General features: G+C 34.5%; 16 protein-coding genes. All 16 read left to right on the top strand.

The window, feature by feature from the left end:
• Positions 1-6 precede the first annotated feature (6 nt).
• The 16 genes from secD to flgE all read left to right on the top strand — a co-directional run bounded on the left by secD (position 7) and on the right by flgE (position 20,089).
• Positions 7-1,581, top strand: a complete 1,575-nt coding sequence (gene secD / locus BKH42_RS03120) for a protein translocase subunit SecD (protein ID WP_095294796.1) — start codon at positions 7-9, stop codon at positions 1,579-1,581.
• A 2-nt stretch (positions 1,582-1,583) separates the two neighbouring features.
• Positions 1,584-2,555, top strand: a complete 972-nt coding sequence (gene secF / locus BKH42_RS03115; protein ID WP_095294794.1) for a protein translocase subunit SecF — start codon at positions 1,584-1,586, stop codon at positions 2,553-2,555.
• An 11-nt stretch (positions 2,556-2,566) separates the two neighbouring features.
• Entirely contained in the window at positions 2,567-2,908 is a 342-nt protein-coding gene (locus BKH42_RS03110; protein WP_095294792.1) for a DUF6394 family protein, read from the top strand.
• A 9-nt stretch (positions 2,909-2,917) separates the two neighbouring features.
• The gene (gene leuS / locus BKH42_RS03105; protein ID WP_095294790.1) at positions 2,918-5,377 is read left to right on the top strand and encodes a leucine--tRNA ligase; all 2,460 of its coding nucleotides are present in this window, start codon (positions 2,918-2,920) and stop codon (positions 5,375-5,377) included.
• Complete coding sequence (lptE, locus tag BKH42_RS03100) at positions 5,374-5,874, top strand: LPS assembly lipoprotein LptE (RefSeq protein ID WP_095294788.1); 501 nt, start codon at positions 5,374-5,376, stop codon at positions 5,872-5,874. The genes leuS and lptE overlap by 4 nt, the downstream gene beginning before the upstream one ends.
• 41 nt (positions 5,875-5,915) lie before the next feature.
• On the top strand, positions 5,916-7,340 hold the full coding sequence (locus BKH42_RS03095; RefSeq protein WP_095294786.1) for a GGDEF domain-containing protein: 1,425 nt from the start codon (positions 5,916-5,918) through the stop codon (positions 7,338-7,340).
• Complete coding sequence (locus tag BKH42_RS03090) at positions 7,331-8,503, top strand: Mur ligase family protein (protein ID WP_095294784.1); 1,173 nt, start codon at positions 7,331-7,333, stop codon at positions 8,501-8,503. Before BKH42_RS03095 ends, BKH42_RS03090 begins: the two co-directional genes overlap by 10 nt.
• Positions 8,493-9,434, top strand: coding sequence for a M23 family metallopeptidase (locus BKH42_RS03085; RefSeq protein WP_095294782.1), 942 nt, complete (start codon positions 8,493-8,495; stop codon positions 9,432-9,434). The genes BKH42_RS03090 and BKH42_RS03085 overlap by 11 nt, the downstream gene beginning before the upstream one ends.
• Positions 9,431-10,363, top strand: coding sequence for a M23 family metallopeptidase (locus BKH42_RS03080; protein WP_095294780.1), 933 nt, complete (start codon positions 9,431-9,433; stop codon positions 10,361-10,363). Before BKH42_RS03085 ends, BKH42_RS03080 begins: the two co-directional genes overlap by 4 nt.
• On the top strand, positions 10,291-10,716 hold the full coding sequence (locus tag BKH42_RS03075) for a polymer-forming cytoskeletal protein (RefSeq protein WP_095294778.1): 426 nt from the start codon (positions 10,291-10,293) through the stop codon (positions 10,714-10,716). The genes BKH42_RS03080 and BKH42_RS03075 overlap by 73 nt, the downstream gene beginning before the upstream one ends.
• A complete protein-coding gene (mfd, locus tag BKH42_RS03070; RefSeq protein ID WP_095294776.1) occupies positions 10,703-13,708 on the top strand; it encodes a transcription-repair coupling factor in 3,006 nt (1,001 codons plus the stop codon). Before BKH42_RS03075 ends, mfd begins: the two co-directional genes overlap by 14 nt.
• A gap of 66 nt (positions 13,709-13,774) precedes the next feature.
• On the top strand, positions 13,775-14,173 hold the full coding sequence (locus tag BKH42_RS03065; RefSeq protein ID WP_095294774.1) for a DUF1090 family protein: 399 nt from the start codon (positions 13,775-13,777) through the stop codon (positions 14,171-14,173).
• A 48-nt stretch (positions 14,174-14,221) separates the two neighbouring features.
• Entirely contained in the window at positions 14,222-14,623 is a 402-nt protein-coding gene (locus BKH42_RS03060) for a DUF1090 domain-containing protein (RefSeq protein ID WP_095294772.1), read from the top strand.
• Positions 14,624-14,725: 102 nt separating this feature from the next.
• Positions 14,726-16,213 (top strand): Na+/H+ antiporter NhaC family protein, encoded by a 1,488-nt coding sequence (locus BKH42_RS03055; RefSeq protein WP_095294924.1) that lies wholly within the window; start codon positions 14,726-14,728, stop codon positions 16,211-16,213.
• A 132-nt stretch (positions 16,214-16,345) separates the two neighbouring features.
• The gene (glnA, locus tag BKH42_RS03050) at positions 16,346-17,791 is read left to right on the top strand and encodes a type I glutamate--ammonia ligase (RefSeq protein ID WP_095294770.1); all 1,446 of its coding nucleotides are present in this window, start codon (positions 16,346-16,348) and stop codon (positions 17,789-17,791) included.
• A gap of 147 nt (positions 17,792-17,938) precedes the next feature.
• Complete coding sequence (gene flgE, locus BKH42_RS03045; RefSeq protein ID WP_095294769.1) at positions 17,939-20,089, top strand: flagellar hook protein FlgE; 2,151 nt, start codon at positions 17,939-17,941, stop codon at positions 20,087-20,089.
• Positions 20,090-20,147 lie beyond the last annotated feature (58 nt).

Genomic DNA, 20,147 nt, shown 5'->3' with positions numbered 1-20,147 from the left:
TAAAAGATGAAACAAACACTCAATGCTAGGCTTTTGCTTTTTATTCTTGCCATAATTTTTGGGGTGGCATTTTCTATTCCTTCTTTGTTTCATACTAAAGGTCCCCAAATAAATTTAGGTTTAGATCTTCAAGGTGGTCTGAATTTGCTTTTGGGTGTGAAGACTGATGAGGCGATTAAAAGTAAATATTCTTCTTTGGCATCTTCTATTTCCCATGAAGCACGAAGGACAGATATTCTTCTTGATGATTTGCAGAGTGATTTAAGTGGTTTGAGTTTTGATCTTATAGATACAGATGATGCTGATAAGCTATCATCAATACTTAAGAGATTCAATGGAATCAATATTGATTCTTCTGATTCTCATTATACTATTGTCCTTACTCCCGTTGAAGAAGCTACTATTAAAACAAATGCAATATCTCAAGCTATTGAAACCATTAGAAATCGTCTTGATCAATTTGGTCTGACTGAACCAAGTGTTACCAAGCAAGGAAAAGAGTATATCTTGGTTGAACTTCCTGGAATTAAAACTGCTCAGGAAGAAGAGAGGGCAAGAGAATTGATTTCAAAATCCGCCCATCTTCAAATGATGGCAGTTGATGAGGATAGAAATTCACAGGTATATTCCATGAATGACTTACAAGCCCAGAAATATGGTGATGTGATTCTCCCATTTGCAAACTCACAAGATGGAAAAATTTTGCTTAAAGCAATTCCTATTCTAGATGGAAATATGCTTACAGATGCTAGAGTCAGCTATGATCAAAATCATCAACCAGTTGTCAGCTTCACTCTTGATTCTCAAGGAGCCAAAATCTTTGGAGATTTTTCAGGAGCGAATGTCAATAAAAGAATGGCTATTGTTTTAGATGGTAAAGTCTACTCTGCTCCTGTTATCCGCGAACGCATTGGTGGGGGAAGTGGTCAGATTAGTGGAGGCTTTAGTGTTGAGCAAGCTAGTGATTTGGCGATTGCTTTAAGAAGTGGAGCTTTACCTGCACCTATTGAGGTTTTGGAAAAAAGAAGCGTTGGACCTAGTTTGGGACAAGATAGTATCAAAGCTTCTATGGTGGCTCTTGTGAGTGGATTTATTTTGGTTGTTGGGTTTATGATTGTGTATTATTCTATGGCTGGTGTGATCGCTTCTGTTGCTCTTGTGATTAATTTATTTTTGATTATTGCTGTGATGGCTATCTTTGGGGCTACTCTGACATTGCCTGGAATGGCAGGTATTGTTTTGACTGTAGGGATAGCTGTAGATGCTAACATCATTATAAATGAACGCATCAGAGAGGCTCTGCGTGCTGGAGAAAACATATCAAGATCTATTCATATGGGTTATTTGAATGCTTCTAGGGCTATTTTTGATTCTAATATTACTTCTTTAATTGCTTCTGTTCTTTTGTATGCCTATGGAACAGGTGCTATAAAAGGTTTTGCAATCACTACAGGTATTGGTATTGTAGCTTCAATTATTACAGCTATTATCGGAACACAAGGATTTTATCTCGCTATTTTGCCAAAAATCTCTAAAACCAAGCATCTTTATTTTTGGTTTGGCATTGCAAAAAAGGATTAAAAATGGAAATTTTTAAAAAAGTCAGGATTTTTGATTTTGTTAAATATTCCAAATACGGGCTTATTTTATCAGTTTTTTTGACCATAGGAGCTTTTGCTTTATTGTTTTTTAAGGGCTTTACGCCTGGTATTGATTTTGCTGGTGGGAGTGTTGCACAATTAAAGTATGACAAAACTGCACCAATAGAAGAGATTCGTAAGCTTCTTGAAGTAGATCTACGTTTTAAAGGTGTGCAGGTTAGTGAGTTTGGTTCTACGGAGGAAGTATCGATAAAAATTCCCGCTGTTGAAGCTTTTGAAAATGAAGATCTAGGTCCTGTTATCAATAAAATTTTAGAACCTACTGGGAAGTTTGAGATCCGAAAATTAGATACTGTAGGGCCAAAAGTTGGAAATGAATTACGCCAAAAAGGCATATTATCTTTAGTTATGGCAACTTTAGCAATGATGCTTTATGTTAGTTTTCGCTATGAGTGGCGTTTTGCTTTAGCTGGAATTGTTGCTTTGGTGCACGATGTTATCATTACTGCTGCTTCGGTTATTGTGTTTGACATTGATCTAAATTTGGAGGTCATAGCTGCATTGCTCACTCTGCTTGGATATTCTATCAATGACACCATTATTGTTTTTGATAGGATTAGAGAAAAAATGCTTACAAACAAGACAAGCAATATTGAAGAAGTTATAAATGAAGCTATTTCTAGCACTCTTTCTAGAACATTATTGACTTCTTTGACCGTATTTTTTGTGGTTTTAACACTTTATCTTTTTGGTGGAGAAATTATCATTGGATTTTCTTTGCCAATGCTTATTGGAGTAGTTTTTGGAACTTATAGCTCTATGTTTGTAGCACCAAAGTTAGCCATCATTTTTGGCTTTAACATAGAAAAATATCACGCCAAAGAAGTTAAAAAAGCAAAAAAAGCTCAAGAAAAAAAACAATTACGACAAATGTATGAAAATGGTCGTGTTTAAGGAGAAAATATATGGACTGGGGTAAGGTAATTTTCATTTTTTTTAGTTTAGGTTCTCTAACTTCCACTGCTGGTTTTTTGTGGGATCCTAATGTTGTGATTCTTTTCATTGCATTAGCACTCAATCTCATTTCTACAACACTCAAAATTGGAGTTAAAAAGCAGCTTGCTTCAGAATTATTAGCTAGTTCTCTAGTCGCTGATTTTCACTTGATCCCTGCTTTTATTTTTTTGCAAGTCTTCAATAATTTGAGTGTATCCTATGTTCTTATTATTGGAGCTTTGCTTGCAAATATTTTTTCTTTGGCACTGATGCTAGTTGAGAGTGCTAAATCTGTTGATTCTGATTATTAGGATACTCATATGGATGCTTCCTACACTCCTTCTAAGATAGAAAAAAAATGGCAAGAGTATTGGAAAAATAACGATATTCACGAACCTTCTGAGGATTTTTCTAAACCTAAAAAATACATATTAAGTATGTTTCCCTACCCAAGTGGAGCTATTCATATGGGTCATGTGAGGAATTATTGTATCAGTGATGCCATTGCTAGGTTCTATCGAAAAAATAATTATAACGTGTTGCATCCTATGGGGTTTGATGCTTTTGGAATGCCCGCTGAAAATGCTGCTATTAAACATAAAACACATCCAAAAAAATGGACTTATAGTAACATTGAGAATATGAAAAAAGAATTACAGAGTTTAGGACTCTCTTTTTCTAATAAAAGAGAATTTGCCACTTGTGATAACAATTATACAAGATGGGAACAGAGATTTTTTATTGATATGTGGAAAAAGGGTTTGATTTATAGAAAAGTAGCTTATTTGAATTGGTGTCCAAACGATAAAACTGTTTTAGCTAACGAGCAAGTCGTTGATGGAAAATGCTGGAGATGTGATACAGAAGTGATTCAAAAAGAAATGGATCAGTATTATATCAAGATTACAGATTATGCACAGGAACTTTTAGATAGCTTGGATACTTTGGAAGGTAAATGGCCATCTCAAGTACTTGTAATGCAAAAAAACTGGATAGGGAAATCAAGAGGCTTGAGCTTTTCTTTTAAACTTGATGAACAAAGCAAAAGCTTGGTCAGGGGTATTTCAGAAATAGAAGTTTTTACCACAAGAGCGGATACAATTTATGGGGTTACTTATTGTGCAATAGCACCTGAACATCCTATTGTTAAAAGCTTGTTGCGAGATGATTTATTGCAAAAAGATATGGCTGATAAAATTATAAAAATGCAAAATACAGCAACCAAAGAACGATCTATGAGTGAAAAAGAGGGTGTGCCTTTAGGAATTTTTGTGATCCATCCTCTTACTCAAGAACTCTTACCCGTGTGGGTAGCAAATTTTGTATTGATGGATTATGGAAGTGGAGGTGTGATGAGTGTTCCTGCACACGATGAGAGAGATTTTCTTTTTGCTCAAAAATATAATCTGCCTATAAAAGAAGTAATTATTGGAGAAAAAACTCCTTCAGAACTTCCTTATATACAAGAGGGCAAACTTAAAGCAAGTGGTCAATTTGATGGACTTTTTTCACAAGAAGCACGTGATGAAATCATTGCATATTTTCAGAAATCTGATTTAGGTAAGGCGATCACAAACTATAAACTTAAAGATTGGGGGATCTCTCGTCAGCGATATTGGGGAGCACCCATACCTCTTATTCGTTGTGAAAAATGTGGTTTGGTTGCAGAAAAAGATGAAAATTTACCAGTTAGCCTTCCTGAAGATGTGATTATTGATGGAGAAGGCAATCCATTAGATAAACATCCTACTTGGAAGTATTGCAAATGCCCCGAGTGCGGGGGTGATGCAAACAGAGAGACAGATACGATGGACACTTTCGTGCAATCTAGTTGGTATTTTTTGCGTTACACTTCTCCTGCACAGACTTGGGATAAGGTTCCTTTTGATGAAGCTTCATCAAGATACTGGATGGATGTAGATGAATATGTTGGTGGTATTGAGCACGCAATATTACATTTATTGTACGCTAGATTTTTTACAAAAGCACTCAGAGATTTGGGTTATATAGATTCAAATGAACCCTTTTTAAATTTACTCACGCAGGGTATGGTTTTAAAAGATGGTGCTAAAATGAGCAAATCCAAAGGCAATGTGGTTGATCCAAATGCTATCATTGAAAAATATGGAGCTGATACAGCTAGGTTATTTGTTCTTTTTGCAGCACCTCCTGTTAAAGAATTGGAATGGAATGATAATGCACTAGAGGGTGCTTATCGTTTTATAAAACGTCTATGGGATAGATCAAAGAACATTTCTCCCACAACTGTTATTCCCAAAATTGATCATTCTAGTTTGAATGAGAATGAGAAGGCTGCACGAAAAAAAATTTATGAAGCTTTGAGTAAATCCAATGATATTTTTGATAAAAAGCAAACTGGGTATGCATTTAATACCTTGATCGCTTCGTGCATGGAGGCTTTGAATGCTTTAGGCGAACAAGATAATGGCATTATCTGGACTGAAGGATACTTTATATTGATGAATATCCTTGAGCCAATTATCCCTCATATTTGTTGGGAGATCAGTAAAGAGTATTTTGATCTAAATAATATGTCTGAAATTTTTATAGACAAAGCCGCTTTAGAGGCTCAAAGTATTGTAATTCCTATCAGCATTAATGGAAAAAAACGTGGTGAGATAAAAATTTCGCCCAATACGGATGAAAGGGAACTTTTAGAGGCTTGTAAAATCATTGTATCAAAATGGCTTGAAGGCTCTGAGATTCTCAAAGAGATTGTTGTTCCTAATAAAATTGTGAATTTTGTTGCAAAGTCATGAGATTTTTTCTTGCTTTAGGTATTTTTTTATTTTTTTATGGTTGTGGCTATCTTCCTTCAGCTTATTATGCTCAAAAAGTATTGGGTGATAGTGTTTATGTAAAACTCATTGTCAATCTGCCTAACCCTGAAAACTCCGTACAATTAAAAGATATACTCAATCGAGCAATCATTTCAAGATTCCAGAACACTCTCACATCCCAAAAAGATGCTGATTCAATCATTACTATTGAAATAACAGATGTGAGTGACACTTCAATTGCGACCAATGAACAGGGATTCACTACATTTTATCGTGCTACTGCATATGTAACTTTTACATACAAAAATAAAAGAGGACAATCAAAAACCTTTAAAAATAACGGATATTATGATTATTCTGTTTCTTTAGAAAATCCTCTTACTACTTACAATAACCGATTTTATGCAATTGAACAGGCTACAAGTCAGACAGTTGATAAATTTATAACACAAGTTTCCTATCAAGGTAAAATGTAATATAATAACAAGAAGAAATTATAAATAAATTAGGATTTTAAATGGCAGATGTCAAAAGCACAATTCAGAAAATTCTTAGAAAGTTAGACAAACTTGCTAATTCTTCAGAAGAAGAACGTGTTGATTTTTTAGCTAAAGAATTACAAAGACAGAAGTTTTCTTTTGAAGGTGGTCCGTGGTTTCAGGAATATTTTGATCAAATCAACCAAAAAATGAAAAATATGCTTGCTTACAACATTGAAACAAAAGAGGAGTTTATTCAGCGTCTCATTAAAATTTTAAATGTTTCAAACACTTCAGAGAATGAAAACCATATTCAATACAATGTGCTTTTGATTGATATTTTATTAGATATGCTTTTTAAACTTTCAAGTGAGCAGATAAAAAAAGACTATCCTGAGCTATTTATTAGAGAAAAATTAGAAGATATCGAAGCTATCAAAGCTCTGCTAAAAAATTGGGAAGATTTTGCTAAAAAGAAAGAATATCTAAAGATTCAAGAGCAAATTCTTTCTATTATTATCACATTAATGAATCCATGGAAGGATTATAAGATTAATTTTAAAGAAGCTATAGCTAGGCTTGAAGAATCTCCACAAAGTATCAATGATATGGATTTTTTAGTTCATTTAAAGGAAATTGCTGATTTTAAAGATGAAAATTGTGTTATTTTGAATCCAGAACTTTTAGATCAAAATGGCAATAAGATCAAAAGAAATACGTTTGATGTCTTATCTGAACTTGATGGTATTATCCATAGCAATACTCAACATATGGAAAAGATAAAGACCTTTAAAGAATCCCTAAATGAAAAAAATGATGTAAAAGAAGAAAAACAAAAGCTCATGGATTTTTCTGACATTATTTATCAGAAAATGATAGAAGTTAATGATACCTTGAGAAACAAAGAAGAAAACATCAAGCGACTTTATGATGAACTCAATGCACTGTCTTTGTATGTAAAAAATATTCAAGAGCAATCCAAGCTTGATAATCTCATTGATGTGTATAATCGAAAATATATTGACAAAGTTGCAGAGGTTTATGAACAGCAATTCAGAGAGCATTCAATCAATTACTCAATACTGTTTTTTGACATAGACAACTTTAAAAATGTGAATGATATTTACGGTCATACTGCAGGGGATAAATTGTTAGGGATTTTTGGAAATATTTTAAAACAAAATTGTAGAGGAACGGATATGGTAGGCAGATATGGAGGCGATGAATTCCTTGTTTTGATGCCAAATACAGATTTGGAAAGAGCCAAAGAATTTGCAAAGAGAATTTGTAAAACCATAGAACAGACTAATTTTACTTACAAAGAACAAAAAATTAAAGTCACCACAAGTATAGGCATAGCAGAAAGAGCTTCTTATAATAATAAATTTGAATTGATTGATTCAGTTGATAAATTTCTATATAAAGCAAAAAATAGTGGCAGGAATAGAGTTGAATGGGAATAATCCAAACAACTCAAGATGTTGCAACTAAAAATCCTCTGAAAGAATTATTGCAATCAAAGGGAGCTGAATATGTTCGTTTTGATCCAAATCGTGCAAAAAATATCTATAGCAAATTATCCCCTCATCTAAAAAATCCATCTAAGACTATCCATATCGTAGGAACAAACGGAAAGGGAAGCACGGGGAGATTTATTACTCTAGGGCTACTTCAAGCCAGATATCAGGTTTTACATTTCACTTCTCCTCACTTGTTTGATTTTAACGAACGTTATTATAAAAATGGGAAGATTATTGATGAAAAAAGTCTTGAAAAAGCTCATCAATTTTTGCAACAATTTGATTTTATTTTTGAATCTAGTTATTTTGAGTATGCAACTTTTTTAGCCTGTGTTTTAGCTCAAGATGTAGATTTTCTAGTGCTTGAAGCAGGTTTGGGAGGAGAGTATGACTCTACCACTTGTCTTTCTCGTGATATTTCTGTATTCACGACTATTGGGCTAGATCATCAAGAAATATTAGGAGAGAGTATTCAAGATATTGCTACTACAAAACTCAATTCTATGACTAGCGTTGCCTTTCTTGCTGAACAGTCATTTTCTATTGTAAGAGAACTTGCAATAAAGATTGCAGATGAGAAAAATTCTGAGCTCTATTTTGTTCATTCTACGCAGGAGGGAATTGCTTATTCTAAAAAATACTCTCTCCCTGAATTTTTAGCACATAATTTTCATACTGCCATAAATGTGTTAAATTATCTAGATATTTACCCTAATGTGGAACAATTTCCCGCTTTAAATTTGATAGGCAGATGTCAAAGCATTTCCCACAATATCGTCCTTGATGTTGGGCATAATGAACAAGCTGCTAGAGAAATTCTAAAAGTTTTTGAGAATAAGAAAGTAATCCTAGTGTATAATACTTATAAGCAAAAAGACGTGAAATCTATACTCAAAACGCTCAAACCTATTGTCAAGAAGATCCTAATCATAAGAGTCCAGAATGAAAGGATTATTGAGGAGAGCGAGTTAAAGCAGATTATTAAAAATTTGCACATTGAATTTGATTTTTTTGAGCCTTCAAAGATCAAAGAAGAGGAACAATATTTAGTGTTCGGTTCTTTCAGTGTGGTGAAACAATTTTTGGAGGAATCAGGTGCAAGATAAACTTGTGGTTACGATCGTGGATGAATCTGGTTCAAGACAGTTTCGGTTGCCAAAAAATGCGACCAAAATACTTCTTTTTATTTGCTTTTTATTTGCAGCACTTCTTTTGAGTTGCTTTTTTTTGATGAAGTTTTTGATGGAAAAAATTGATGATATTGCTTTCAAAAAAAATGTTGCCATTTCTGAATACAAATATATTTATCAAAAAAATAATTTTTTAAAAGATCAAATCAAGCAAAAAGGTGAAGAACTTGCAGTTGTAGGTCAAAAAATTGATGATCTAGAAAATATTGTTAGTGTTAAAAAAACCACTGGTGAGAGTTCAAAATACGAAAAAATAGATTTACAAGATCTTTCATTATCCCAAAAAACTCTTATTTTGAGTTTGATTCCAAATGGAGAACCCATCAGTTCATATATATCTAAGGATCTTGCTTATCAAAAATCCCGCTCTATGAAAAAAATCAATAACACAAGCACGACAGGCTATGATTTTGCAACACCTCAGGGGACTGCCGTATATGCAACAGCTGATGGTGTGATTGATATTGCCAAAAGCAATTCTAGCAATGGTTATGGTAATTTTATTAAAATCAGTCATTCGTTTGGATTTAGCTCTATGTATGCACATCTTGAGAAATCTCTTGTGAAAAAAGGGGATTTTGTTCAAAAAGGTCAGCTCATCGGCTATAGTGGCCACACGGGGAATTCAAATGGCGATAAACTTTATTATGAGGTGAGATTTTTAGGCAAGGTGCTTGATCCTGCGATATACACAGCTTGGAATGCGAATAATTTTGAAGAAGTTTTTGATCACGACGCTTCCATTGATTGGAAAAGTTTGGTTTGGACTATCCAAGATATGGCACAACTTCAGACTTATAAGCTCAGTTATCAGAGTGATGATTTTGATGTAGGCAAGAAAAAATGATCCTTGATAAAAGGCTTGTTTTAATGATTACAGATAAAAATGGTAGTCGCCATATTAATGTCAGTATGATTTTTCGCCAACTTAGTTTGTATTTCTTGCTTTTTATTTTGGGAATTGTACTTTTTTTGGTTGTTTCTATCAGTGTTTTTAGTTCTGAAATCAAAGATATCAATACAAAAAGTGTTCTTATAAATCAACAGTATCAAAAAATGCTCAAAAGAAATTCTTATTTAAATGAAGAAATTAATCAACGTTTAGAAGAGATTGCGCTTGCAGGAGATAGGGTAGATGATCTTGAGGGGATTATTGGAGTTTCAAAAGATGAATATGATGGTGAAAAAAATGAAAGTCTTCTTTCTCGAATTGATGTTGCCTCTATCACTGGAGCACAGAAAGCTTTTATTATGAAATTTATCCCCAATGGCAGACCTTTAGAATCATATAGGAGAATTTCAGCACCATTTGGCAATAGAATGCATCCTATTTTACACATACTCCACAAGCATACAGGTTTGGATTTTGGAACCCCTGTGAATACGCCTATATATTCTACTGCTGATGGAGTGGTGGATTTTGCAGGAGATGGATGGAATGGCGGATATGGAAAACTTGTAAAAATAACTCATTCTTTTGGGTTTAGAACTTATTATGCACATCTTAATAAAATCGCTGTTAAGAATGGACAGTTTGTTAAAAAAGGCCAACTTCTTGCTTATAGTGGGACCTCTGGGATTAGCACAGGTCCCCATTTGCATTATGAAGTGCGATTTTTAAACCAACCCATTGACCCGATGAATTTCGTGAAGTGGGATATGAAAAATTTTGACTCTATATTTGAAAAAGAAAGGACAATCAGATGGCAATCTTTACTAACGACAATAAACAATCTAATGGGGGGACAGGAAAAATGGGACCAGCAACCATTATAGCTCAAGGGACAAAACTAAAAGGAGAAATCAATACAGATTGTCATTTGCACATTGATGGTGAATTTGAAGGAAATATCAATTCCAAAAATACTGTAATGATTGGAAAAAGTGGTTTTGTCACTGGAGAGATCTACGCACAAAAACTGATTGTGAGTGGAAAATTTAACGGCACTACAGAATCTGAGGTGGTTGAGATCTTACCACTTGGATATATTGATGGTAAAATTATCACTTCAGAGTTAGTGATTGAGAGAAAAGGTATTTTTATGGGCGAAAGCAAGACAAAACAAAGTTCAACTGATAAAATTCACAAAACAACACCTATCAACAAACCTACAAATGATACAATCTAGCCTTTATTATGCTTTTAAAAATGGATTTAAAACATCCATTTTAATCACAAAAGATTTCAAGGAAGCACAACAAGCTTATCAGGTTGCAAAGTTTTGCAAGGAAAAAACTTTTCTTAGTCCAATTGTTTTACCAGATCTAAGAGCTAGAATGGGCGATGATATGCGTTCTTTTGTGAGTGAATTTAGCGAATTGCTCGCGAAGTTAAGGGAATTTTACAGCACCCCTAATCCTCTGCTAATTTCTCCTATCTCTACCTTGCTTTATCCTTTACCTATTTCTAGAATGCTTGAAAGTTTCACTCTTAAAAAAAATACCTCTATTGATATTACTGAACTCAAAAATAGACTTTTGTATTATGGTTATGAGAATGTTGATATTGTGGGAGTTGAAGGTGAAGTTAGTTTTCGTGGGGATATTATTGATATATTTCCCCCATTCTCTCTTCCTTATAGAATCAGTTTTTTTGATACTGAATGTGAAAGTATTCGTTCATTTGATCCTGATACTCAAATCAGCGATAAAATAGAATATGATTGTATTGATATTCCCCCTGCATTGTTTAGTTTAGATGAGAGCAAATACAACCTCTTAACAGAAAAAATCTCTCAATGCGATTTTGATGCCTTTAGTAAGGATATTTCTTCGCTTGGTTTTTGGTTTTTACAAGAAGATGGCACTTATTTTATTAAAACTTATGAATGCGTTTTGAGTATGGAAGCATTAAAAGAGGCTGAAGAGATTTTTTCCTTTGAAAATAGCTCATCTTTAACCTTAGGGGATTTTACTTCTTTAAAAGTACTTGATAAACCCAGAGATGGAAGTATTGATATTGATGTGGATATAAGAGTTTTAGATTCCATCATTGAACTCAATGCAAAAAAGTCCATCACGCTTCTTGGAAAAAATCAAGCACTTTTTAAAAACCTAACGTTAAATGAATCCCTTAAGTGCGAGATTTCTGATTGCATTATTAATATTTCTACTCCTTCAGAGCTTATTATTTCTTTAAATACACACACAAGGACGCAGAAACAAAAAAAATCTAAGATTGGTATTGATGAACTTAATAGCGGAGAATATGTGGTTCATGATGATTATGGAATTGGTATGTTTAAAGGCATCACTCAAAATACCATACTCGGGAGTGTAAGAGATTTTATTGAGATTATTTATCAAGGACAAGACAAGCTCCTTCTTCCTGTAGAAAATCTGCATATGATACAACGCTACATAGCACCTTTTGGGAATGTTCCGATTATGGATAAGCTTGGTAAAGGAAGCTTTGCAAAACTAAAAGAAAAGGTAAAAATCAAACTTTTTGAAATCGCAGATGCTATCATTCAGCTTGCTGCAGAACGTGATTTGATTGAAGGAAAACGAATTGATACTTCTTTGGTAGAGCTTGAGAGTTTTAAAAATTCTTGTCATTTTACTCTAACAAGTGATCAGGAACGTTCTATCAAAGAAATTTTTGCTGATATGAGTAGTGGAAAAGCTATGGATAGGCTTTTGAGTGGAGATGTTGGTTTTGGTAAAACAGAGGTAGCACTCAATGCGATTTTTGCTGTGTATAAAAGTGGTTATCAATCTGCATTGATTGTGCCTACAACCTTGCTGTGCAATCAGCATTTTAATACGCTTAAAAATAGATTAGAGCCATTTGGAATAAGGATTGCCAAGCTTGATAGGTTTGTGAAATCTCACAAAACTCAGATCATCAAAAAACTTCTTGATGGTGAGATTGATGTGGTTGTAGGAACACACTCCTTACTGAATGCAAGATTTAAAAATCTTGGTCTTATTGTTGTGGATGAAGAGCATAAATTTGGTGTTAAGCAAAAAGAAATTATTAAAGATCTCAGCAAAGATTCCCACCTTTTAAGTATGTCCGCTACCCCAATTCCTAGAACTTTAAATATGGCACTTTCGCAGATAAAAGGTATGAGTTCTCTGCTCATCCCTCCTATTCAAAGACAACCAAACAAAACATTTGTCAAAGAAAATACTTCTGTTTTGCTTAAAGAAATTATTCATAGGGAATTGCGTAGGAATGGTCAGATATTTTATATACACAATAATATTGCCACTATCAACAAAGTTAAAGAGCAAATTCAAGCACTCGTTCCTAATCTAAAAATTGCTATTTTGCACTCACAGATCCATTCTGAAGAAAGCGAAGATATTATGATTGATTTTGCAGAGGAAAAATATCATATGCTTTTGTGCACCTCTATCATAGAATCGGGCATACATTTGCCAAATGCTAATACGATCATCATTAATGAGGCCGATAAATTTGGACTTGCTGATTTGCATCAACTCAGAGGAAGAGTAGGGCGTGGAAATAAAGAAGGGTATTGCTATTTTCTTGTGAATGAGAAAAAAACTCTCTCGCAAGAAGCTCAAAAGCGTCTTCTTGCCTTAGAAAAAAATTCTTATTTGGGCAGTGGGGCATCTATCGCTTATCACGATCTTGAAATACGAGGAGGAGGAAACCTTATAGGACAAGCTCAAAGTGGGCATATCAAAAACATAGGCTATGGACTTTATCTGCGAATGCTTGAAGATGCTATCACGCATCTAAGTGGCTCAAATCTCCAAAATCCTACAAGTGTAGAGCTTAAGATTAGTGTAAGTGGGTATCTCAATCCCGAACTCATTGCAAGTGATAGGCTTAGATTAGAATTATACAGACGACTTTCATTATGCAAAGAAGTTTCTGAAGTTTATGAAATAGAAGGTGAGATTGAAGATAGATTTGGAAAGCTCGATGTGATGAGTTTGCAATTTCTTCAAATCATTATGATCAAGATTTTGGCAAATTCTCTCCAAGTAAAAGCTATTTCTAATTACACTCAAAATATAACCATCATCTATGATGAAGATATCAAAGAATCCATACTTGCCCCAAGCAAAGATGATGATGATATCTTAAATACCATCTTAGAGACTTTGCGTAAAAAAATATCCAAGCAATCATTGTCATATTAAAAAGATAATCGGATTGATTGGTTTGAGTTCTGTATAATCATTTAAAATCTGCCTTAGGAGAAGAAATTGAGTAAGGTTTTATTTATCGGTGTGTTTTTGGCACTGAACCTCTATGCAGGTCCTATTTGTGAATTTAAATTAAATGATATTAAGGCTCAAATTGATTACGCAAAAAAGAAAAATCTTGACAACAGAGCAAAGGATTTAGAGATAAAACTTCAGGATTTTGCAAAAACTTGCAAAGATTCTGATATTTTAGAAGAAATAGACCAAAATATTCAAAGCACTCAAAATAATCTACAAAATGCAAAATCTGCTCTTCATCAGGCACAATTACAAGGCGATGCACATAGGTTAAGACAAGCTCAAATTGATTATAAAGTTGCTAATATGCAATATATTGCAGCCAAACAAGAGATGCTTAGAATGAAAGATTTACTTAAAGATTCAAAAAATAAAAAATAAGATATAATTTCACTGCCTTTAATTCATTTTATATATGGAGATAGAACAATGAAAAAGATAATGGTTTTAAGTTTTGTTGCTTGCGGTGTATTGTTGGCAGGTCCTGTGTGTGATTTTAAAGAAAAAGATGTTCAAACTCAGATTGATTATGCCAGTAAGCACGGCCATAAAGATAAAATTTCAGGACTTCAAAAAGCACTGAAAGAATTACAAAAGCATTGTAAAGATGAGATCGTGATAGCTGAAATTCAAACAGATATCAGTAAGTTAGAAAAAAAGGTAGCAGAGGTCAAACAAAAGATTCTAGAAGTTCAGGCTAAGGGTAAAACCGATAGAGTCAAAAAACAAGAGATGAAGCTAAAACTAGTTCAAACTGAACTTGAATCCAAAAAACAAGAACTTAAAAAAATGCAGGATCTAATGAACCCTCCAGCTCCTAGTAAAAAATAGGGGCATTTTGGTATGATTTCATAAAATTTCGTATTCTTAAGGAATTTTATGAATTACGCTGATTCTGTTTTAAGTTTATTGGTTCCTGTTTGTGTTATCGTGATGGTTTTTGCTACCAAGAGGGTTGTCCTTTCTCTTTTTATGGGGATAGCACTAGGTGGGGTGATGATGAATCATGAGCATTTAATGGGAACTTTTACCTATATCTACGAAAAAATTTCTTCAGTCCTTTATACTTTTGAGTCTATGCAAGATGGTAGTTCTGCTTTGGTGTTAAAGTATTCTAGTATCTATGTGTTTGGTTTTTTGATTGTTTTAGGAATTCTTACTCAGACTATTTCACACTCAGGGGGCGTGAATGCTTTTGTAAAATGGGCAAGGCATCGCATCAAAACACCTCAAGGTTCTGAATTCATAGCTTTTACTGCAGGTATTGTGATTTTTATTGATGATTATTTCAATGCTTTAACTGTAGGGCAGATTTCTAAATCCCTTAATGATGCCAATCATTCTACAAGAGAGCGTTTAGCTTATGTGATTGATTCTACTTCCGCACCTGTTTGTATTTTGATGCCTATTTCAAGTTGGGGAGCTTATATATTAGGCATCATGCATTCAAGTGTTCCCGCATCTGTGGGAGATGGATTATTTGTATTGGTGCATAGTATTTGGAGCAATTACTATGCTTGGTTTGCTCTTTTGGCAGTATTTTTAACAATCTATTGGCAGATAAATCTTCCTGTAATGGTTAGAAATAAAAACGTTGGCGTGAAAGATTTTCTATCTGCTAAAGAATTGCACAAGTCTTCAAGCTCTGTTTGGCTACTGATTATTCCTGTGTTTGTTTTGATACTATCAATTGGATTTATGATTTTATGGACAGGATTTAAAACTGGACAACAAAACACTTTTTTGTCAATGCTTAAAAATACTGATACAGCGTTTTCGCTTTTTTATGGAGGTTTGTTTGCTTTAATCATCAGTATTTTGATTTCTATAAAATATTTAAGTCGGTCATCTTTTATCAAAATGGCGATTGATGGAATCAAGAGTATGCTTCCAGCTATTTTAATATTGATTTTGGCCTGGGCAATAGGTCCTGTAATTAGCGATGATATGCAGACAGGGGTGTATCTTGCTAATCTTAGCAAAGATTTTTTATCTGAAAATTCAGGGTTGGCAATGCCAATGATACTCTTTGGAATTTCAGGTTTCATAGCTTTTGCTACAGGTACAAGCTGGGGAACCTTTGCTATTATGTTGCCTATTGGAGTTAGTTTATCAATCGCATCAGGTGGAGATATTATTTTGTGTATTTCTTCAGTTTTAGCAGGTGCAGTGTATGGAGATCATGCTTCACCTATATCTGATACAACTATTTTATCTGCTACAGGAGCAGGGTGTTCTGTGCAGAGTCATTTTATTACTCAGTTTCCTTATGCAACTACTGCAGCTGTGATAGCGATGATTAGCTTTGGCATAGCTAGTTTTAGTTCTTCTATTCTGATAGGATATATAGCAGGTATTATTTTGCTTGTAGGAGTGTTTTATTTTTACAAGGTATTTTTCAGTAAGAATATTTTTTCATAGATATGGATAATAGCTTTGAGATGAAATGATAGAGGATTTTAAAAACCTGCTCAAGATGTTGATATTTTAGTTATGTTTTTGGAATACAATGATAGAATCATATGCGTATAAATTTGTTAGAAAGGATGGTTGATGAGTATTCCTAAATACAGCAATCCAGATCTTATTAAAGAATTTTTTTCTTTTTGTAAGGAGAATGATGTAGAGTTTGTGGATTTTAGATTCACTGATATTAAGGGTGTGTGGCATCATATGGCCTATTCTATGAGTGCAGTAAATGAAGAGGTTTTTCATAATGGCATTCCCTTTGATGCAAGTTCTATCAAGGGATGGCAACCCATCCAGCATTCTGATATGATACTTAGACCTGAGCCAGTTAGATATTTTATTGATCCATTTACTGCAGACACAACTATTATTGTTTTTTGCGATGTGTGGGATATATATAAAGATCAACCTTATGAGAGATGTCCTAGAAGTTTGGCAAAAAAGGCTGTTAGTCATTTGAAAGAAACAGGGATTGGGGATATTGCTTATATTGGACCAGAGAATGAATTTTTTATTTTTGATTCCATTAAAATCAGAGACGCGGTTAATTGTCAGTATTATGAGATAGATAGCGAAGAAGGCGAATGGAATCGAGATAGGAGTTTTGAAGGAGGTATAAACTCTGGACATAGACCTGGAACAAAGGGTGGATATTTTCCAGTTCCACCTGTTGATTCAATGATGGATATAAGAGCAGAGATTGTCAAAGTTCTCAATCAAGTTGGTTTGGAGACTTTTGTCGTTCATCACGAAGTCGCACAAGGACAAGGAGAAGTGGGCATTAAATTTGGCGATTTGGTAGAAGCGGCCGATAATGTTCAAAAGCTTAAATATGTTGTGAAAATGGTCGCTCACCTTAATGGTAAGACGGCTACTTTTATGCCAAAGCCACTTTTTGGAGACAATGGTAGTGGAATGCATACACACGTTAGCATTTGGAAAGCGGGAGAAAATCTTTTTGCAGGAAAGAAATATCAAAATTTAAGCGATGATGCTCTTTATTTTTTGGGCGGGGTGTTAAAACATGCTAGGAGTGTGGCAGCTTTTACAAATGCTTCTACTAATTCTTACAAAAGACTTATTCCTGGATTTGAAGCCCCATCTATTTTGACCTATTCAGCTCAAAATCGAAGTGCAAGTGTGAGGATTCCTTATGGGGTATCTGGCAAGAGTACTCGATTAGAATTTAGGTTTCCTGATAGTTCGGCAAATCCATACCTGGCATTTTCTTGTATCTTAATGGCGGGATTAGATGGTATTACCAATAAGATAGAGCCTGGCGAACCGATGGATATTGATCTGTTTGAACTTACTTTAGACGAAATTCGTGAGAAGGGTATCAAACAAATGCCTCATACTCTTAGAACCGCGATGGAAGAAATGCTTTTAGATAGAAAGTATCTCAAAGAAGGTGATGTATTCACTGAGAGTTTTATTCAAATTTATAAGAACTTTAAGTTTGAAACTGAAATCTGGCCTTGGGAGGGTCGTCCTCATCCATTTGAATTTATTTCTACTTATTCTTGCTAGTTTCCTTCTTTTATCCCTCTTGAAGGGGGATATATTTAAAAAATTATAAATTTTAATATTAATTTATAGTTTCTTTCTATCATATTCTCATTATTTTGGCACAGTAATTGCTTTTAGAATACAAATATAAAATTCCAAAGGATTTGTATGCTTAGGTCTATGTGGTCTGGTGTGAGCGGTATGCAGGCTCACCAAATAGCACTTGATGTAGAGAGTAATAATATTGCCAATGTCAATACAGTTGGTTTCAAATATTCTAGGGCTTCATTTGTGGATATGCTTTCGCAAATCAAATTGATTGCAACCTCTCCATATAAAAATGGACTAGGTGGTCAGAATGATTTCTCGGTTGGTCTTGGTGTGGGTGTTGATGCTACAACAAAGGTATTTTCACAGGGTAATACGCAAAATAGTGATGTCAAGACAGATTTAGCAATTGAAGGGGAGGGTTTCTTTGTTATCAGTCCCGATAGAGGCACGACGCGCAATTATACAAGAGATGGTCAATTTATTTTTGATGCAAATGGAAATCTTGTTACTACTGGAGGTTATGTTGTTCAGGGATGGGTTCGAGAGGATGCAAAGAACTCTTCAAAAATGAGTGAAACAGATTTTTTCAAAGTCGATAACACAGGACCTTTAAAAAATATTCAAATTGATCCAGGTATGGTGATGCCCGCACGAGCAACCACAGAAGTTTCACTCAGAGCGAATTTAAATGCTGGTAGGCACGTGGATCAAATGTCGAGTATTTTCGCTTTAGATTCTAGCGTGAAGACTCCTTCTGATGGTATCAATCCAATTTATGATTCAAAAACCAATCTCACTCAGATGGCAGAAGATGTGGGTGCGTTGTTTAATCAAGATGGAGATGCCTTTGCTTTGAATGAAAATCAAGGCATATGGGTCAGTTATAAAACCTCTCAAATGATCAATGAAGTCATTCCATCAGATGCCACAAACACCATTGGACTCAATGATACTCAAATCTCATTCACTAATGATTCGGCTGTGAGTGGGGTTTCTAGTCTCATAGCAGCTCAAAATGCCATTAATGCTGTAAAAGATAAAACAGGTATTGAGGCTTATGTGAATGGTGGGCTTTTGAGTTTAGAAAATAAAAATGAGCTTGATGGAGATGAAAAGGTTAAGAATATTCGTGTAACTGCCTCTGGAACAGGTGCTTTTTCGAACTTCATACAAGGAGATGCAGATATCACATCATTTAGATATAGATATACAAAATCAGTCAGTCCAGATTCTGCCACTGGTCAGTTTAGGACAACAGAAGATCTACGCTCACTGATGCAATATGATGCAAATATGATAAAAGATCCTACAAAGGCCTATAGTGAAAGTACTGCTTCAGTGTCAGTTACTGTCAATAAATATGGTATGTTTGAAATTGCAAATAAAGATAATGGAGACAATGAGAAACAAAATCTCAATCTTTTTGTGAGTGGGTATGCGTCTGAAAATGTTACGAATAATGTCTTGTTTAAAGACACGATGAAATCTTTAAATACAGCCTCTCTCATAGAAGGAGGTACCCCTAGTAGCACTTCAAAAATTGGTCATGCGGTTCATACAACTAGTATTGATGTGATTGATAGTTTGGGAACCAAGCATACTGTTAGGTTTGAATTTTATAAAACGGGTGGGGCAGAGTGGAATTTTAGAGCAATAGTCCCTGAACCTTCGGAGATTTACGGCTCTTCTTCTAGTAGGCCCAATATTTTTGAAGGAGGCAAGTTGCGATTTAATAGTGATGGAAGTTTGGGGGGTATGAATCCTCCTGTCTTGCAAATTGATCCTAAAAATGGATCAGATGCTCCTCAAAGGTTGAATTTAAAGTTTGGTCTTTCAGGTAGTTTTGGCGGACTCACAAGTGTGGATAAAATCTCAGAGACCTATGCTATCAATCAAGATGGTTATCAAGCTGGGGATTTGATGGACGTGAGGTTTGATTCAAATGGTTCTTTGCTTGGTGCATTTAGTAATGGAAAAAGCCTTGCACTCGCTCAAGTTGCTCTAGCTAATTTCTCAAATAACACGGGTTTACAATCAGAAGGAGGGAATGTTTTTTCTGCTTCAGCAAACTCTGGAGAAGCTATGATTGGAGCAGCAAACACTGGAAGAAGAGGCGGGGTTTCTGGCTCCAAACTTGAAATGAGCAATGTGGATTTAAGTCGAAGTCTCACTCAACTTATAGTGGTTCAAAGAGGTTTTCAAGCCAACTCTAAGGCCGTAACAACTTCTGATCAAATCCTAAATACTTTGCTCAACCTCAAACAATAGTTCTTATTTCCATAGGGATTCTTCATCCCTATTTTTGTCTTTAAATTCAATAAAATTT

Source organism: Helicobacter sp. 13S00482-2, from assembly GCF_002272795.1.
Taxonomy (GTDB): Bacteria; Campylobacterota; Campylobacteria; order Campylobacterales; family Helicobacteraceae; genus Helicobacter_J.
This window is presented reverse-complemented; position numbering and strand designations above follow the sequence as displayed.

Coding starts and splice junctions, on each gene's coding strand:
- secD (WP_095294796.1), top strand. CDS start 7: ATGAAACAAACACTCAATGCTAGGCTTTTGCTTTTTATTCTTGCCATA.
- BKH42_RS03060 (WP_095294772.1), top strand. CDS start 14,222: ATGAAAAAGATAATGGTTTTAAGTTTTGTTGCTTGCGGTGTATTGTTG.
- BKH42_RS03110 (WP_095294792.1), top strand. CDS start 2,567: ATGGACTGGGGTAAGGTAATTTTCATTTTTTTTAGTTTAGGTTCTCTA.
- secF (WP_095294794.1), top strand. CDS start 1,584: ATGGAAATTTTTAAAAAAGTCAGGATTTTTGATTTTGTTAAATATTCC.
- glnA (WP_095294770.1), top strand. CDS start 16,346: ATGAGTATTCCTAAATACAGCAATCCAGATCTTATTAAAGAATTTTTT.
- mfd (WP_095294776.1), top strand. CDS start 10,703: ATGATACAATCTAGCCTTTATTATGCTTTTAAAAATGGATTTAAAACA.
- BKH42_RS03075 (WP_095294778.1), top strand. CDS start 10,291: ATGGCAATCTTTACTAACGACAATAAACAATCTAATGGGGGGACAGGA.
- BKH42_RS03090 (WP_095294784.1), top strand. CDS start 7,331: ATGGGAATAATCCAAACAACTCAAGATGTTGCAACTAAAAATCCTCTG.
- BKH42_RS03080 (WP_095294780.1), top strand. CDS start 9,431: ATGATCCTTGATAAAAGGCTTGTTTTAATGATTACAGATAAAAATGGT.
- BKH42_RS03095 (WP_095294786.1), top strand. CDS start 5,916: ATGGCAGATGTCAAAAGCACAATTCAGAAAATTCTTAGAAAGTTAGAC.
- flgE (WP_095294769.1), top strand. CDS start 17,939: ATGCTTAGGTCTATGTGGTCTGGTGTGAGCGGTATGCAGGCTCACCAA.
- lptE (WP_095294788.1), top strand. CDS start 5,374: ATGAGATTTTTTCTTGCTTTAGGTATTTTTTTATTTTTTTATGGTTGT.
- BKH42_RS03055 (WP_095294924.1), top strand. CDS start 14,726: ATGGTTTTTGCTACCAAGAGGGTTGTCCTTTCTCTTTTTATGGGGATA.
- leuS (WP_095294790.1), top strand. CDS start 2,918: ATGGATGCTTCCTACACTCCTTCTAAGATAGAAAAAAAATGGCAAGAG.